This window comes from Luteolibacter rhizosphaerae (genome assembly GCF_025950095.1).
In the GTDB taxonomy this organism is placed as follows: Bacteria; Verrucomicrobiota; Verrucomicrobiia; order Verrucomicrobiales; family Akkermansiaceae; genus Haloferula; species Haloferula rhizosphaerae.
On the sequence record NZ_JAPDDR010000014.1, the window covers coordinates 1 to 15,704 of the forward strand.

At 65.5% G+C, this 15,704-nt stretch carries 17 protein-coding genes; 9 read left to right on the top strand and 8 right to left on the bottom strand.

All coding sequences use genetic code 11. The features are described 5' to 3' along the window. The first annotated feature begins 473 nt into the window (after nt 1-473). Nucleotides 474-1,097, top strand: coding sequence for a PEP-CTERM sorting domain-containing protein (locus OJ996_RS21980; protein WP_264515846.1), 624 nt, complete (start codon nt 474-476; stop codon nt 1,095-1,097). A gap of 574 nt (nt 1,098-1,671) precedes the next feature. On the opposite strand, the gene OJ996_RS21985 is transcribed toward OJ996_RS21980, so the two are convergent. The 6 genes from OJ996_RS21985 to OJ996_RS22010 all read right to left on the bottom strand — a co-directional run bounded on the left by OJ996_RS21985 (nt 1,672) and on the right by OJ996_RS22010 (nt 6,057). Beyond that, a complete protein-coding gene (locus tag OJ996_RS21985; RefSeq protein ID WP_264515847.1) occupies nt 1,672-2,025 on the bottom strand; it encodes a hypothetical protein in 354 nt (117 codons plus the stop codon). A 118-nt stretch (nt 2,026-2,143) separates the two neighbouring features. Beyond that, nucleotides 2,144-3,400: a replicative DNA helicase gene (locus OJ996_RS21990; protein ID WP_264515848.1), complete on the bottom strand. Its 1,257-nt coding sequence runs from the start codon at nt 3,398-3,400 to the stop codon at nt 2,144-2,146. A gap of 49 nt (nt 3,401-3,449) precedes the next feature. After that, nucleotides 3,450-4,259 (bottom strand): hypothetical protein, encoded by an 810-nt coding sequence (locus OJ996_RS21995; protein WP_264515849.1) that lies wholly within the window; start codon nt 4,257-4,259, stop codon nt 3,450-3,452. A 449-nt stretch (nt 4,260-4,708) separates the two neighbouring features. Continuing rightward, nucleotides 4,709-4,984: a hypothetical protein gene (locus OJ996_RS22000; protein ID WP_264515850.1), complete on the bottom strand. Its 276-nt coding sequence runs from the start codon at nt 4,982-4,984 to the stop codon at nt 4,709-4,711. Further along, entirely contained in the window at nt 4,981-5,727 is a 747-nt protein-coding gene (locus OJ996_RS22005) for a 3'-5' exonuclease family protein (protein ID WP_264515851.1), read from the bottom strand. Before OJ996_RS22005 ends, OJ996_RS22000 begins: the two co-directional genes overlap by 4 nt. Nucleotides 5,728-5,844: 117 nt before the next feature. Beyond that, nucleotides 5,845-6,057, bottom strand: coding sequence for a hypothetical protein (locus tag OJ996_RS22010; protein WP_264515852.1), 213 nt, complete (start codon nt 6,055-6,057; stop codon nt 5,845-5,847). A 102-nt stretch (nt 6,058-6,159) separates the two neighbouring features. Between OJ996_RS22010 and OJ996_RS22015 the strand changes: the two genes are divergently transcribed. The 3 genes from OJ996_RS22015 to OJ996_RS22025 all read left to right on the top strand — a co-directional run bounded on the left by OJ996_RS22015 (nt 6,160) and on the right by OJ996_RS22025 (nt 8,973). After that, nucleotides 6,160-6,963: a S24 family peptidase gene (locus tag OJ996_RS22015; protein ID WP_264515853.1), complete on the top strand. Its 804-nt coding sequence runs from the start codon at nt 6,160-6,162 to the stop codon at nt 6,961-6,963. 137 nt (nt 6,964-7,100) lie between these two features. Continuing rightward, on the top strand, nt 7,101-8,090 hold the full coding sequence (locus tag OJ996_RS22020; RefSeq protein WP_264515854.1) for a type IV toxin-antitoxin system AbiEi family antitoxin domain-containing protein: 990 nt from the start codon (nt 7,101-7,103) through the stop codon (nt 8,088-8,090). Between the two features lie 7 nt (nt 8,091-8,097). Beyond that, a complete protein-coding gene (locus OJ996_RS22025) occupies nt 8,098-8,973 on the top strand; it encodes a nucleotidyl transferase AbiEii/AbiGii toxin family protein (RefSeq protein WP_264515855.1) in 876 nt (291 codons plus the stop codon). 10 nt (nt 8,974-8,983) lie between these two features. On the opposite strand, the gene OJ996_RS22030 is transcribed toward OJ996_RS22025, so the two are convergent. Then, a complete protein-coding gene (locus tag OJ996_RS22030; protein ID WP_264515856.1) occupies nt 8,984-10,789 on the bottom strand; it encodes a J domain-containing protein in 1,806 nt (601 codons plus the stop codon). Between the two features lie 175 nt (nt 10,790-10,964). Between OJ996_RS22030 and OJ996_RS22035 the strand changes: the two genes are divergently transcribed. From OJ996_RS22035 to OJ996_RS22055, 5 genes are all read left to right on the top strand, one after another. Next, entirely contained in the window at nt 10,965-11,678 is a 714-nt protein-coding gene (locus tag OJ996_RS22035) for a hypothetical protein (RefSeq protein WP_264515857.1), read from the top strand. A 53-nt stretch (nt 11,679-11,731) separates the two neighbouring features. Continuing rightward, nucleotides 11,732-12,319, top strand: a complete 588-nt coding sequence (locus tag OJ996_RS22040) for a hypothetical protein (RefSeq protein ID WP_264515858.1) — start codon at nt 11,732-11,734, stop codon at nt 12,317-12,319. Between the two features lie 182 nt (nt 12,320-12,501). Then, nucleotides 12,502-12,942 carry a hypothetical protein gene (locus OJ996_RS22045; RefSeq protein ID WP_264515859.1) on the top strand — a complete coding sequence of 147 codons (441 nt, stop codon included), beginning with the start codon at nt 12,502-12,504 and terminating at the stop codon, nt 12,940-12,942. After that, nucleotides 12,939-13,361 (top strand): hypothetical protein, encoded by a 423-nt coding sequence (locus OJ996_RS22050; RefSeq protein WP_264515860.1) that lies wholly within the window; start codon nt 12,939-12,941, stop codon nt 13,359-13,361. Before OJ996_RS22045 ends, OJ996_RS22050 begins: the two co-directional genes overlap by 4 nt. A 508-nt stretch (nt 13,362-13,869) precedes the next feature. Further along, the gene (locus OJ996_RS22055; protein ID WP_264515861.1) at nt 13,870-14,823 is read left to right on the top strand and encodes an IS110 family RNA-guided transposase; all 954 of its coding nucleotides are present in this window, start codon (nt 13,870-13,872) and stop codon (nt 14,821-14,823) included. Between the two features lie 299 nt (nt 14,824-15,122). On the opposite strand, the gene OJ996_RS22060 is transcribed toward OJ996_RS22055, so the two are convergent. After that, on the bottom strand, nt 15,123-15,629 hold the full coding sequence (locus OJ996_RS22060) for a hypothetical protein (protein ID WP_264515863.1): 507 nt from the start codon (nt 15,627-15,629) through the stop codon (nt 15,123-15,125). Nucleotides 15,630-15,704 lie beyond the last annotated feature (75 nt).

Consider the following 15,704-nt stretch of genomic DNA (forward strand, 5'->3'; position numbering starts at 1 on the left):
GCTGGTAGCGAAAGGCAAACCGAAGAAGGTGGCTTTAACCGCAGTGATGCGACAGATGCTCACGGTAATGAACTCGTTGCTCAAAACGCCGGAATTCGTCCTTGAGTAGAACACCGTTGCTCCAAAGCGGCTTCGCCGCAAAAGGGTTCACCACTCCCCACCTACGACACCCATCGTAGCGGAACGAATCCCGCCCCAGCTCCGTCCGCATCTCCTGCCTTTCCACTGATCACTCGGCACTCCCCGCCCCCACCTACTAGGCCCATCGTATCCCCTACCCCGCCCCTACCCCCATTTTCTAACAGAATCCCTCCACGCGGGGCAAAACCGGACAGCAACCGGATTTCTGCATAACGCAAATCCGTAGGTTTCCATTCATTCCTTGTCCCCCACGCGCTCCACCCCTTACCCCCATGCCCCTCGGCGAGCACCCACACACCCTCGCCAGGACCCTTACACACACAGACCACTTGATGAATCAAACCGCCCTCTCCCGAGCCCTGCTCATCGCGGCCGCCGCCCTCGGCCTGCAATCCGCCGGTGCCGCCACGGTGCTGGACCTCACGCCCACCGGCTACACCTGGAATACTGCGGATTCGGAAAGCTCCGTCTTGGGCGGACGCTCGATCTATATCCGCGCGAACGAAACCTTCAGCATCGACCAGATCACCTGGCACGGCGGCGTCACGGCCGGGAACTATGAGTTCGTGATCTACCAAGGACAGGGTGAACAGGCTGTTCTCGGTGCCATCCTCGGCAGCGGAAGCTCTGCCCTGCCCGAGGGAGCAGGCCCACAGACCATCGGTCTGAACTTCACCTTCGAGGAGAACACCGAATACGTTATCAGCTTCCGCGCCACCCCCGACACCTACGAATTCGATGGTCCCTATGCCTGGGACTATCTTTCATGGGGCGAGGAGGAGGAATCGGATCTCGGCTTGATAACCCTCTTGGACGGACGTCACGGCTTCACCCCCGATGAAAACAACAACTCCTGGACCACCCACTTCTCCATGAACGTGGTGCCGGAGCCCTCCAGCAGCCTGCTCGGCCTCGTCGGTCTCTGCGGGATCGTCCTGCGCCGCCGCCGCGCCTGATCGATACGGGCTACCATCTCCCCGAGGAAACAACCTCCCCGCCCCGCGATGCCCCCGCCCTCCCCGGCAAGGCATCGCGGGGCAATCTATTTACGGGGATCTTGCTACTACGCACATCGTAGATAGAGAAAGCGCTACGCCTCCAAGATCACAAAGTCAGGGGTCACGCTCACATCGGCAAATCTCCGCCTCCAAAGTCCCGGCAGGGACGGCAGAAATTAGCCGGTGGCGTAAGCCACCGGAAACGACGGCGCCATGTCCGAAGTCCCGGCAGGGACGACACGGAGTCAACCATTCCAGCGTCCGCGCTCATCCCGGATCGGGTGCTACACTCCGACGAACGGTGAAGCATCCGTAGTCCGCGGCGCTTCTGGTCATTCAACTCCGTGTCGTCCCTGCCGGGACTCGGTTGGTGGTCTCTCAATACCGGTGGCTCACGCCACCGGCTAATTTCTGCCGTCCCTACCGGGACTCAAGGTAAGCAGCAGAGCCCTCATCGCGATCCCCGATCTGATAGATCATGTCCTCCCATCCCCCGCCTGACCGCTCTCCGAGCGGTCCCTGCCTCCAGCCCTCAGATCTTCCCGATCCGCCCCATCACCTCCTCGAAGTCCTGCATCACCGCGGCATCCCGCCTCGCCCGGCCCGGCCTGCCTGTGGCCATGGCATCGCACACCGCACGGCGGGAGCGCCCGAAGGCCCGGGCCGTCATGCGCGGGCTCACACCCATCTTCACGCAGGCCAGCATGGCGACCACCCGCCCCCGCGCCGCCCGGGGAGAGCCGCGAGTGGGCCCCATGATCTCCCGCCACGGGCAGCCCGCCTGCCGCGCCGCCGCCTCCACACAGCGCGCCACCACCTCCGCCGCCATCGCTTGGCCCAGCTTCAGCAGCGCCTCGTTCCGGATATCTCCAAGTACGGTTTTCATCGTAGTATTCGTGGTAGCGGAAGGACTCTCGTCCTTCCGGCGGCTCGCATTTCCCCGCAGAGCGCCATGGGGTACTTGTTCGCATCCTCCCCCAGCCGGAAGGACGAGAGTCCTTCCGCTACGATGCGGCCTGCCTCCCCTCAAACCTCTGCAGCCGACCGTTGAGAAACAACGGGAACACCGTCCCCCTCTCGCCATTCCGCATCTTCGCCGCGCGGATCCCGTCCTCCTCCAGGTAGAGCACCACATCCGCATCCTGCCCGATCGCCCGGCTCTCCCGCAGCTTCCCCTGGTCATTCAACTGCGATGCCGTGAGCACCGGACACTTCAGCGATTTCGCCAGCGCCTTCAGCCCGCGCGAGACCGCCGCCACCTCCTGCTCCCGCGTTTCGTCCCGGCGCCGCCGCGCGCTCTCCACCAGCTGGAGGTAGTCGATCACCACCAGGTCCAGCCCGCCGTGGCGATCGCTCTCCGCGCGCGCGATGCCGGTGATGCGCTCCAGCGTGAGCCCGCCGCCATCATGGATCGTGAGCGCGGATTGGCTGATCTCCTCCAGCGCCCGCTGCGCCCGGGAGAGCATGCCGCGCGCGATCCCCTGCGGCCGCGTGAAGATCTCGTACGGCACCCGCGCCGTGCAGGAGGCAATGCGCGAGACCACCGCCGCCGCATCCATCTCCAGCGAGATCACCAGCACCCGCCGCTCGCCCTTCAGCGCCGCCGCCACCGCCTGCAGCATGGCCACGGACTTCCCGCAGGAAGGCTCCGCCGCCATCACCCACAGCTCTCCCGGCCGCATGCCGCCCGTGGCCGCATCCAGCGGATCCATGCCCGTGGTCAGCCCCGGCATCGAGCCCTTACTTGCGCTCTCCATCATCTGCGCGATCAAGGCGCCCACCGCCTCCCCCGCCGGGATCAGGCCGCTGCGCTCGGACAGGGCCGCACTGGTGGATTCCGTAGCTTCGCGCAGGGCCACCGTGAGCGCCGCACCATCTGCATTCCCCGTCTGCTCTGCGATCGCCAGCGCCGCGGCCAGCGCGCGACGCCGGGCGAGAAAGTCCCGCAGGATCTCCACGTGCGCTTCCCAGTGGGCCGTATTCGGCGCATAGGTATAGATGCCCGCGATGGCCCCCGGCCCGCCCAGCTCCTCGATCGCACCGCTGGCCTGCAGGTCCGTGACCACGGAGACCAGGTCCAGCTCCTTGCCTGCCGCCACGCGCTCGCCCAGGTAGCGGAAGAACTTCGCATGCGCCGGGATGCCGAAGTGCTCCTCCACGAGCCCCTCCGCCTTCCCGCGGGCGAGCATCTTCTCATCCCGCAGCAGGCCGGATAGCACCGACTTCTCCGGACCCTCCGCAACTGGTGGTACGACATTCATAGTAATCTCTCCAACCAATGACCCATGACCACTGACCCATGTCTCCGCCTCACAGCCTGAGCACCTTCTTCGGCTTGCCGTCCTTGCCGATCTCCCGTTGCTTCGCCGCCCCGGCCTCCGCCCATGCCCGGGAGGTGGCCATATCGCTCTGCCAGGAGCTCACCTTCCGCAGCGGTCCACCACCGGCCGTGCCCCGATACCAGTCCGCGGCGTTCCGCGTGTGCCACCAGAAGGCCGCCCCCTCGGGCGATAGCTGGCACATCGGCCCGTAGGCCATGGCCTGCTCCATCGTGCATACCGCCGGAGGCTCCTGCCCCCCGGGCTTTGGCATCACCCCATCCCTCTCCTCCCTTCCCTCGATCTCATCCATCTCCTCTCTCTCCTCTGATCTATCTCCTCTATGAGTAGGGTCCTGCGATGCCTGCACGGGTACCTTCAAACGATCGGGCGATGCATCCGCCGATCGTCCCGCAGCCACCACGGGAATCTCCGCCGGTGCCTCACCCTTGGCTCGGGCCGCCTCGTACTCGTCCATCCAGGGCAGACGCTTCGTCTTCGTCGTCCAGGCATTGATCATCGAGCGGTTCACATTTGCCCAGCCGCGCAGCTCGTACCAGCCGCCGCCCTTGTCCTCCACCCAGCCGGCACGGCCCGTCATGTGTTCCCAGAAGGCCTCCACATTCTCCCGCACCGCGCAGATCGAGGCCAGCTTCAGCGGATCCATCTGGAAGATCCACTGCTTCCGCGCCTGCGCATAGCCCCAGAGGCGCACCAGCACACCAAGTGCCCGCCCTTCCCCCACCATCGCGGCCAGCGCTTCGAACTTCCAATGGTAAATCAAATCAATCTCTATGATCATGTCGTGTAATTTCTGTTAGATCGTCCTTCGCATCCGCCCACGAGGCACGCCGTCAAGGGCACGTAGTCCCGCCTTCAGGCGGACGAACCCATCTGGCGTGTCCCTTCATCCTATCCGCCGTAGCGGGGGCACTTCGTGCTCCCGGCTGCTTGCATCCGCCCCGGGATCGCCATGGGCTTCTCTCTCGCGCACACCCCCAGCCGGAACGACGAAGCCGCCCCGCTACGATGGCCGTGGCGGCATGTGAGAGCGGCTTCTTCCGCCTGAAGGCGGGACTACGTGCCCTTGATGGCGTGGCGATGAGGGTGGCTTCGTGTTGTAGCGCCAGCACCGGGTGCGCTGGCTTCAGCCGGCTTGGACGGAAGGCGAGCCACCCCAGCGACTCCTCCTCACCATGACCCCGACCATCCAAGCCGACTAAAGTCGGCGCACCCGGTGCACCACGCCCCTCACGCCGCCTGTGCCTCCTGCTCCGGATCATCCGCCAGCTCGATCACCCGGCGCGTCTGCAGCACCTCCCCGCCGGGATGGTCCAGCAGCGCCATGCGGCAGGCACTCGGCAGGCTCTTGGTACGATAGATCTCGTAGCACAGCGCATTCCCCTGCCGGAGCAGCACGCCGGTGGAAAAGTCCGGCGCCTGCCCGCTCATCCGCACGCGGTCCACGCGCACCATCCGCTCCGCCTCCGATCCGGAGGCGATGGCATGTTCCTCACCCGCGTTCATGCCGCCACCTCCCTTCCCAGCAGCACGTCCGCGATCGCCCGCTCGATCGCCAGATCATTCAGCAGGTACTGCCGGGCCAGCGGCTTGCGCAGCTCGTCCCCCCAGCATTCGTGGAAGTTCGCGCCGGTCACCCCTCGCTTCTCCAGGTCATCCTTGTCCAGGATGGTGGCCCAGCCGAGATCCCGCCCGATGAGGCCCAGCGTGCGCGCCGCCCGGTTCGCCGAGCAGGTGCTGCCGGACTCCGCACCGATCAGGTAGAGCGGCGCCAGATCCACCCAGGCGCCCGGTGCCAGCTTCCCCGGACCGCCCCGCGCCGCGAAGGCCGCCGGCGGGATCGGCACCCGGTTCACCCAGGAACGCACGATCAGGAAGCGCGGATCGAAGGCGCTGCGCCCGTTATTCCCCGACCAGAAGGCCCAGGTGGGTGCCAGGCGGAACTCCCGCCAGAAGGCCCGCAGCAGCTCCTGCTCCGTGCCATCCAGGATCAAGGCATTCACCCCCGGATGGTGCACGCCGATGGCTACGACGCGTGCCGTAGCAGGATTCAGCGCGGCCTTCCGGTGGATGACCTGCCAGTACTTTTGCTCCTCCCGCTCGATCTTCGCCTTCACCCGCTCCTCATGGCGGATGTGGCTCACCTTCACCGCCGAGCGGTCGAAGGGCGGGCTGAGCCGGCCCACCGCTTCCAGGTCCGGGGCCGTCTCGATATCGAAGATGCTGATATTGCTCTCAGGGTATTTCATGGTGTCGTTTCGCTAGTTAGGGGAAAAGGGAAGGTGCCGTGTGATCAGTGAGCAGTGATCCATGGCGGAGAATCGGGAAACCAAGGCAGCCCCACCCGGGACCGCCCTTTCCACGGATCACTGCTCGCTGCTCACACGGCTATCCGGCGCAGCCGACTGCGGCTCCGGGCTGTCCCGACGGACCGCCGCCCGGTCTAACAGCGCCTTCACCGCCGCCACCGGCGGCAGCCCCGCATTCGCGGCGGCTAACAGGTAATCCTTCGTCGGCTCACCGAACCCGGAAATGGGAATCAGGACGCGACGCGAAGTGGCATCGGGCAATCGGGACATACACCAAAGTTACGCTTTCGGGTGCATCCGACAAGCCCAAAAATACACCGATTAGCGAAAATACCTCTCGACTTATTGCACCTTAGGGTGTATTCGATCTCCATGAATCCAAGCAAAGAAGACATTAAAGAGTGGTTAAAGACCACCGCCCGGAGCCGCGATTGGCTGGCCGCGCAATGCGGCAGCATCAGCAAGCGCACCGTGGACAACTGGCTCTCCAGCCCGAAGGAGATCCCCCTCGCCACCCTGGCCCTGATCGGCCGGCTGATGGAGGACGACCGGCAGGCGGAGGAGACCCGCCGCCAGCGGCAGGACCCGCAGCCGCAGATCTTCAGCGTGGAGGTGGATCTGGCCACCTTCCGGGACTACTCCCGCGCCGCCCTGGAATCCCGCATGACCCTGGAGGAATGGATCATCCACACCTGCGATGCCGAGGTGGGCCGGATCGCGCGGGACAAGGTGATCGCCCTGCCGCCTGCCCTCTCCGCCAGCCGCATGCTGGAGGAGGCGGAGCACTGGCTGGACCTGCACGGCGGCATCGCCGCCGGCGCCCGCATCTCCTCGGACATCCAGCCGGAGCCCGTGCGCGTCTCCCGGGACTACCCGGCGGATCACTACGCGCTGCGCGTCTTCGGCCGCTCCATGGAGCCGAAGATCCGGGACGGCGCGCTCATCATCGTGAAGCACTGGCACGGGCAGGGTTTCCCGCGGAAGGGCAGCATCGTCGCCTACTCCGACGGCCAAGGCGCCACCCTGAAGGAATTCGCCTACCGCAAAGCCCAGCCCGGCGAGGATGCCGACACCTTCGGCAACATCCCCGTCCTCCGATCCCTCAACAAGGAGTTCCCGGACATCCAAACCCTCGAAGGCGGCAGGATCGACGCCGTGCTGGTGGGGGTGGAGTAAGGGAGAACGGTGATAACGCCAGCCATCCTCCGGATGCGGTTTACCGCATCCGGAGGATGGCTGGTATATCCGACTTTGCCAAGTTTATTCGTTTGACACCACTCGTATGCCATGGCGATGTCTTGTAAGACATCGCCATGGCATACGAGAAAGAGAACAAGGAGCCCCTCTCGCCCCTTCCCCTGAAGGAGCGCTGGGATCTCGTGTTCAGCGGGTTGAGTTCGCTTCTCAGCTCCACCGACTCGGCTCACCCCGTGTCCCGGGTCTGGCGTCACTCGGATCTGGCCGGGGAGATCGCCTCGATTGCGCAGGCCCACGTGGCGGAGCTGACGACGAATTTCCCTCCGGCCCGGGAGGTGATCGAGCGCATGGTGCACATCGGCTGGGCCAAGCTCCTCCCCACCCTCACGCCCGCCGGGAAGAAGGACGAGCACCTCTACCTGATCGACATGGAGGCCCCCGCGAATGAACTGCCGGGCGTGCCCGAGCTCCTCCAAGGGGCCGAGCCCGGCGGCGTGCTCTGCTACTTCGGCGCACTGGAGCTCCACGAGCTCAGCACCCAGCTCCCGGCCTTCTACCACATCGCGCGCCTGGAAGACCCGCGGCCGCCGACACCCGCCGCAAAAACCCCGAAGCCGAAGCCCGAAACCACCGGCCCGCGCAAACCCCGCGATCCGCTCGGCACCCTGCGCTTTCACTACCAGGGCATCCCTTGCTACTCCACCCGCCGGGATCGCAGCCTCGTCCCCGGCACCCAGCTCCGCCAGCAAGGGCCGCGCACCCTGCTGCGCACCACCACGCTGGAGCAGACCCTGCTGGATACCCTGCTCCACCCGCTCCGCTGCGGCGGGGAGGCCACCGTGCTGGAGGCATGGGAGCGCGGCCTCCGCCGCTGGAATCCCGAGCGCATGGCCCGCCATCTCGAAGCGATCGCCCGCGATGACTTCGACCGCCGCACGGGCGCCATGCTCGAACTACTAGATGCATCGGAGGAGCCCGCCCTCACCCCGCGCCTGCGAGCGGCCAAGGCACGCTGGCAGCACACCGCGGATGCAGAACCCATCCCGCTGCTCCACGGCCTCGACTACTCCCGGGTCTCCTCCGGGTGGGGCGTGACCCTTCCCTGACCTCACCATGGGCCCCGACCAACAGCGCGCATGGAAGGACTCCGTGCTGCAGGAAGTTTTGCAAGCCATCGCCCGCCAGCTGGAGTTGAGGCGCGTCATCATCTTCAAGGGCGCACGCATCCTGAATCTCCATCTCGGCACGACGCGGCAGTCACTCGATATCGATTCGAATCTGGATGCCGACTTCCACGAGAGCATGTCCGGCCCTGAAGAAGAGGCCGCATGGTTCCAGGAACATCTTCTAACAGCACTGCACCGTCACTTCGAAGACCAGGATCCGGTCCGCTTCACGCTCGACTCCGTGGCCGTGCGCAGGAATCCGCCGCGCTTCCCGCACCCCCGTGGTTGGGACATGCTGGTGGCGGAGATCCGCCTCACCGATGAACGTTTCCGCGGGGTGCGCGGCCTGCCGGTTCTGGAGCTGGAGATTGCCGCACCCGAGCCCTTGGGACCGCACGCGGTGTGTGAACTGGCGATCGATGGCGCCAGCATCCAAGCCTACACGCTGCATCGCATCGCCGGGGAAAAGCTGCGGGCCTTCCTCACCTCGCTCCCTGCCTACCGGCAAAAGATGAGCGGCGGCGAACGGGCAATGCGCGTGAAGGATCTCCACGATCTCAGCCGCATCCTGAACGCACGCCCGATCTCCGATCACCGCTTCTGGTCCGCAGCCGCCGCCGAGTTCCGGCTCGCCTGCGAGAGCCGCCGCGTCGATTGCGAGGGACCGGTCACCTTCAAGCAAAACCCGGAGCTCATCCGCCGAGCCTACGAAGGCGATGCCTCGCTCAGCGCGATCCCATGGGAGGAGGCGGAGCAAGCCTTGGATCAGGTGCTCGCCTTCCTCGCAGAGCAGGGGACATTCCCGCTCCACTTCCCGGCCTGAGCCCCCCACCTCAAAACTCCTCCGCCTCGATCTCCTCGGTCTGGAGGTTGCCGTGTTCGACCTTGTAGAGGGTGATGGTGTAGCCGCTGACCTGGTTGCCGGTCTGGCGGAAGTTGAAGGCCTCATCCGCCTTGGAGTAGGCAGTGTCCGGACCGAAGAGGTAGGTATCGCCATACCACTTGTCGCCGGAGGCATACTTCACGGTGAAGTTCCCCAGCGGCACGTCCACCTTCACGGTGCTGCCGCCGCGGACGAAGACGGTCATCACCGGCTTGCCGGTCGCGGCATCCGCCAGCTTCACCAGGTGGTGGCTGTCGTAGGCGGACTTGATCTCGAAGGGCGCGAGGCGCTTCTGCTTGCGGTTCGTCATGCGGACCTCGCCGTCCTTCGGCAGCGGCTTCTCCGGCTGGGTGAAGGGCGGCTTCTCCGGCTTCGGCTTCGCGGCAGGTGCAGGGGCCGGCTTCGGCGGTTCCGGGTCCACCGGATTCGCCGCCAGGAAATCCGCCATGGGATCCCGCGCGTAGGAAGGCAGCTTCTCCGGCTTCGGCGGCGAGGAGAAGCGGTAAGGCTGCCCTGCATCCGCATATCGATCGTAGTCCGATAGCAGCCGGTCATCGCTGTATCTACGACCCCCATCGTAGGAGGACGGGCGCGAGGGCGCCGGGTCCTTCGCCGGCGATGAATAGGATGGATACGACGACGAGGAGGATGAGGAGCCCGCGGACGCCAGCCCCAGCACCTCATGCTCCCGGTAGTAGGGCCGGTCCTTGTTCCCCGCCTGCGCCACGGAGAAGGCCAGCGCGTAGGCCGCGAAACTGGCACCCACGATGCCCGCCGCCATCACCGGCCGCGCCGTGGAACGCTTCAGCGGCGGATGCGAGGCCAGCTCGCGGAAGTCATCCTCCTGCGCGAAGTAGGCGTGGTCCCGCTGATTCACCGCCACCCGGATCTTGTCCCGGAAGCTATTGATCACCCCGGCCATGATCGAGTAGGTCAGCTCGGGCGAGACGGTGAACTCCTCCGCGGACTTCGTGCCGAAGATCATGCGCACGCTGGTATGCTGGTAGCTGCCATTCCGGTGGTGATGCGTGGCGCGCACGTCCTCCAGCTCCCACAGCGGCCAGTACCACACGCGGTCGAAGCGGGTGCGCATGATGTAGAGCGGCGTGATCAGCAGCCATGACTTCAGCGCGGAGCGATGCCAGCGCACGATGCGCAGCAGGTTCAGCCCCTGCAGCACGCCCACCACCAGGGAGATCCCCATGAGCCACTGCTGCTCGCCCTCCCGCCAGCGCAGCGAGGCCGTGCCCATGGTGTAGAGATACCAGAACCAGCCGCTGAAGACGATGGCAAGGAAGTAGTTCCAGCCCACCCCGCCCTGCGCCACGCGGTACTGCACCTTGTTCTGCCCGGACACGCGGTCCCGCAGGCGCTGCTGCACCGCCGGCGGCAGATCGGAGAAATGGCAAGTGCCCGAGCCCGATGCCGGAGCGGCAGGCGCGGGAGCAGGCTGCGGTGGTGCCTGATAGGCCCGCTGCCCCGCGGAGGAAGATGACGATGATGATGATGACGATGCGGCCGCTGCGGGTGCAGGCTGCGGGGCCCGCCCCTGCGCGCCCGCCTCCTTCAGCGTGGCATAGGCGGCATTCAGCTCCTTCAGCATGTCATTCGCCAGCTCCCACTCCGCCCGCTGCGAGACCTGATCGAAGCGGTCCGGGTGCAAGAGCTTGCTGCGCAGGATGTAAGCCTTCCGGATTTCTTCCGGCGTGGCCGTGCGCGATACGCCGAGCACATCGTAGGGATCTCTGCGGGACATGGTGGAGGAGGAGTAAGGGGGAACTGCTTCGGAGAGATATCCCCCGCGCGCAGTCCGGCCTATCTAGCAGCCTGCCCCGGCATCACCAAGGACAGACTCCGCGCCTACGCCTTTGCGGAAGGGGAAACTATTCCCACATTCCCCTGCCCGCCCCCGCCTGCTACAGGTCCGCAGCATGAAGCTCATCCCCACCCTGCTGCTCACCCTGGCCGCGCTCACCCTGCACGCTGAGGAGGAAGCACCTGCCCCGGTCCGCCCGGAGCCCAAGCCGCCGCTGATGCTGCCGGATCCCGTGCCGCTCGCCCCGCTGGATCCCCTGGACGAACTGCCCGGGCAGGATGAGCTCGACCGCTTGATCGACCCGAAGGACCCGCACATGGCCGCGCTGGAGGAGATTATCCTGGAAAAGGCCGGCATGAGCGCCACCTGGCCGGATGTGGAATATGCGGAAGTACGAGGTTACTTGTACTTCCCCGGTCAGGGAGACCTCCTCGGCGAGGGCGCGGAGGATTCCATCATCAAGGGCCTGAAGCTCCACCCCGCCACCACCAATCCCGAGGGCGCGAAGCTGAGCGCGGAACAAGCCACCCGCCTGCTCGATGCCATCCGCCCGGCGAAGTGGCCGCGCCAAGGCACCGGCTGCTACCTCCCGCACCACGGCTTCGTCTTCTACGATCAGGCGGGCAAGATCGTCGCTCACGTTTCTCCCTGCCTCCTGTGCAAGAACGGCCGCGCCGAACCCGGGAACAAGAACCTCAGCACCTGGGACTTCGCCGCCCTGTCGAAACTCGTCACCGAGCTCGGCCTGCCCGTTTTCAAGGATATCGACGAAGCCGAGGCCTATTATGAGAAAGAGGTGAAGGTAAAAGCCAAGCCCGCGGGGAAGTGAGCGGCCACGAATCGACTTCCTCTTAACGGCCGATTTGATAAGGCAACTTTCTCATGAAGTTCATCGCCACGATTCCTTTGATCTTCTCTCTGGCCACCTTCGCGGTCTCGGCAGATCCGGAAAAGAGCAGCACGGACCAAACGGCTCCCGCGAAGAAAGCGATGAGCGCCACCTGGCCGGACGTGGAGTATGCGGAATTACGAGGCTACCTCTACTTCCCGGGCGGCAAGTGGATCCAATCATGGGAGGGCCGCGAACCCATCCTCAAAGAGGGCAAGCTCCACCCCAACGTGGTGAACCCGGAGGGAGCGAAACTCAGCCCCGCACAGGCCGAACGCCTGCTGAAGTCCGTGCGCCCCTGCACGGCCAGCGTCAAGGGCGATGCCTGTTTCCTGCCGCATCACGGATTCGTCTTCCACGATAAAGCGGGCAAACCGGTGGCAGCTCTTTCCATCTGTTTCCTGTGCGAACTCGGTCACGCCCATCCGGGTGAGATCATCGCCTCCTCATGGGAGTTCGAGGAACTTGAGACGCTCATCACCGAGCTCGGCCTGCCCGTCTTCAAGGACATCGACGAAGCCGAGGCCTACTACGAGAAAGAGGTGAAGGGGAAGGCGAACGCCAAGCCCGCGGCGAAGTGAGGCTATCCCGCGTGCTACGACATCTATCGTAGCGGAAGGAATCTTGTACTTCCGGCTGGGGGCGTCCGCGAGAGAGAACCCCATGCCCGTCTCCGGGCAGACTCACCCCGCCGGCCGCTACTCCAAAGACCCGCCTTGCCATCGCGCGTATATCCCCCTCATCCTTCCATCACCCGCTCCGCATGAAAAAGAAGCGCGCCCTCCTCCTCTTCGCCACGCTCGCCCTGCTGGTCGGCGGCTACGCCGCGTGGTGCGGCCGCATCTTCTACCTCCACGTGCCCACTCCGGAGATGACCGAGCTGCCGGAGGAATACCGTGCGGATGCCCGCGCCCTGATCAAGCAGCACGGCCTGACCGACCCGGAGCCCTTCGAGACCAAGCGCTTCCTGGAACTGCTCGCCCAGCCCTACGACAGCGATCCCGAGCCCGTCATCATCGGCCCGTGGACCGGCCCGGAGAACGTTTCCGCCTCCCGCATGCGCGTCCCCTTCCGATACACGAACCGGCAGATCGTCTTCTGGAGCACCGGCATCGGCTGGACCGCCATGGTCACCGACTACGTCCCCGGCAGCGAGACCATCGAACGCCGCCGCCTGCGCAAGGCCGGCGACGCGGCGCCATGAAGAAGAAGCGCGCGCTCCTGCTCTTCGGCAGCCTCGGCGTGCTCACCCTCGGCTATGTCGCGTGGTGCGGGCGCTCCCTGTATCTCTCCGTCCCCATCCCGGATATGACCGAACTCCCGGAGGAACATCGCGCCGAAGCCAGGGCGATCATCGCCGAACGCGGACTCGACAAGCCGGACTCCTTCGAGTTCGGGAGCTTTATCAAGCTGCTGTCCGCCCCTTACAAAGGCGAGCCCGGTGAAATCGTCGTGCACACGACGGAATCCGGCGACACCTATGTAGATCGCTTCAGCCCCGGCCGACGCCACTACCGCCTTTATGCGATTTTCTCCCGCACCCGGAGCGGCGCATGGTATCTGCGCGGCTGCCATATCGATGGCAAGTGGCGACCGGACCGCCTGCTCGGCGACTCACCGTAGTGCAAGCAGGCCCACGAACTACGACACTCATCGTAGCGGAAGGACATGCCATGGGGAACATCAGCATCCCTCCCCGCCCCGGAGGGGCATCGGAACTTAGCCGGTGCGCAAGCGCAGCGCAGCCACCGGTTAGACCCGCCACACCATTCGCGTCCCGGAGGGCCGCCGGAAATCCCCGGTTCACCCCGCCACTCACCACAGCTCCCGCGGCCCTCCGGGACGCCAATCATTTGTCCGCACCTACCGGTGGTTTCACCACCGGCTTGTATCTTCGCTTTGTCCGCCCGGCGTGCTTTCATACCCGCCATGCGTCCAAGCGGGTGACCGGGCTTGCACCCCGGCCACCCGGCCTGCGGCGAGTCCGTCACCGGCTCGGGTATCCTCGCGGATAACCCGAAACTTAGTTGGGACCGTCGCGGGCCATTGGATCGCCAGTTCGAACCGTTACATGAGCCGTTCCGGTGCAATCCGGGCGAGCTCGCATCACAAGCCTGAACGAACCGACTCCATGAATATCCTACCGGAACCACCCCCTCTCGTCCACCTCGGTGTCGACGTCGCCAAAGCCGAACTCGTCGCCGATTTCCAAGGCAGGATCCGCCGCTTCGGCAACGATCCCAAGAGCATCTCCGCCCTGATCAAGGCGGCCTCGCTCGTTCCCGGCATCCCGCACCTCGTCTGCGAGGCCACCGCCGGGTACGAACGCCAGCTCGCCGCCGCCGCCATGGACAAGGCGGTCCGCGTGAGCATCGTCCCGCCGCTGCGAGTGCGCGAGTTCGCGCGCGCCCACGGGCGGCTCGCCAAGAACGATCCGCTCGATGCGGCCCTGTTGAGCCGCTTCGGTGCCTCGGTCGGCCCGCGGCCCTTGCAGCCCAAGGACAAGATCCGCCTGCAGCTCGACGACATCATGCGCGCCCGCGCCGAACTCATCGATTCGATGCAGCGCGAGCTCAACCGCGCGGAACACCATTATTGCCCCGTGGTGGTGCGTATCCACAAGCAACTCGCCGCGGGCTACGCCAAGCATATCGCGACGCTCGAGGCCAAGGCCGCCGCGCTCATCGCCGGGGACCGCGATCTCTCGGAAGCCGACGCTCTCCTGCGGGCCGTTTCCGGGGTCGGCCCGCAGACCAGCCGGACCTTGCTGGCCTTCCTGCCCGAACTCGGGCATGTCGGTCGCAGGACCATCGCGGCACTGGCCGGTCTGGCACCCTACGACCGGGACAGCGGGAAGTCCAAGGTCAGGCGCTTCATCCAAGGTGGCCGCGGCCAAGTGCGCAAGGTGCTCTACATGGCATCGCTGGTGGCCATGCGTCACAACAGCGTGCTCAAGGAGTTCTATCAGCGGCTGCGCGACGCAGGCAAACCCTTCAAGGTCGCGATCGTCGCGGTTGCCCGCCACCTGCTGGTCCACCTCAATGCCATCATCGCCAGAAAACTCGAAATCCCCATTGCGGTTTAAGACCGTTACTAAGTTCCCATACCCCTCCGGGGCGGGATCAGTCGCCCATCCCGCGGAGCGATAAGGAGCGGGGACATTCTTGTCCCCGTTCAACACGCTCACCCCGACCACAAGAATGTCGTCACCCCTTACGCTACCCCCTTTGGAGCCGCAGGCTCCTTGGAGTGCGCGCGAGCATCGCCGCTTTCGAGCGAGTCCCCGCACCGCAGCGCCATGACGAGAGTGCTTCCGTCCTCCTTAAGCACCCACACACCTCTCCCACCTACGACATCCATCGTATTAAAAAGCCCGCCACCCCCTCAAGGCGCGAACTCCACCCTCAGCCGCAGCGGCTTCGGGCCTTCCGGCACGTCCAGATCCAGCGGGATCTGCACCGTCACCTCCGTGCAACCGTTCTCCAGCCGGCGGCGGGTGATCTCGCCCGAGCCCTTCCACGGTGCCCGGCCGTCCTTGCGCGCGATCTCGATCCGGTTTCCGGCATCCGTCACCAGCTCCACCACGTAGGACACATCCCGCGGCACTTCCGCCGGCAGGACGAACATCATCAGCGGCTCCGGCGGATCACCCAGAAAGGCCAGGGTCGGCAGCTTCTCCCAGGCATCCGGATCGTTCACCGGAGCCAGATCGAAGGCGTAGGCCATCAGGTTCGTGATCCCGTCCGTATCCAGATCCGCCTCGGGATCCGCGAACACGCCTACCAGGCCGTTCGCATCCGCCCACTCGAAGTAATCGTCATCCCCCGCCGACGCCGGCAGCAGCCCTGCAAAAAGCAAGCCACAGGCGAGGAAAAGGGGACGGCAGGACATGAGGGCGAAGAAGATAACTAATCCGCCCCCTCCGTCCAGCCCGGAATCCGGCAGCCGGAAGAGCAGGCGCCAGCG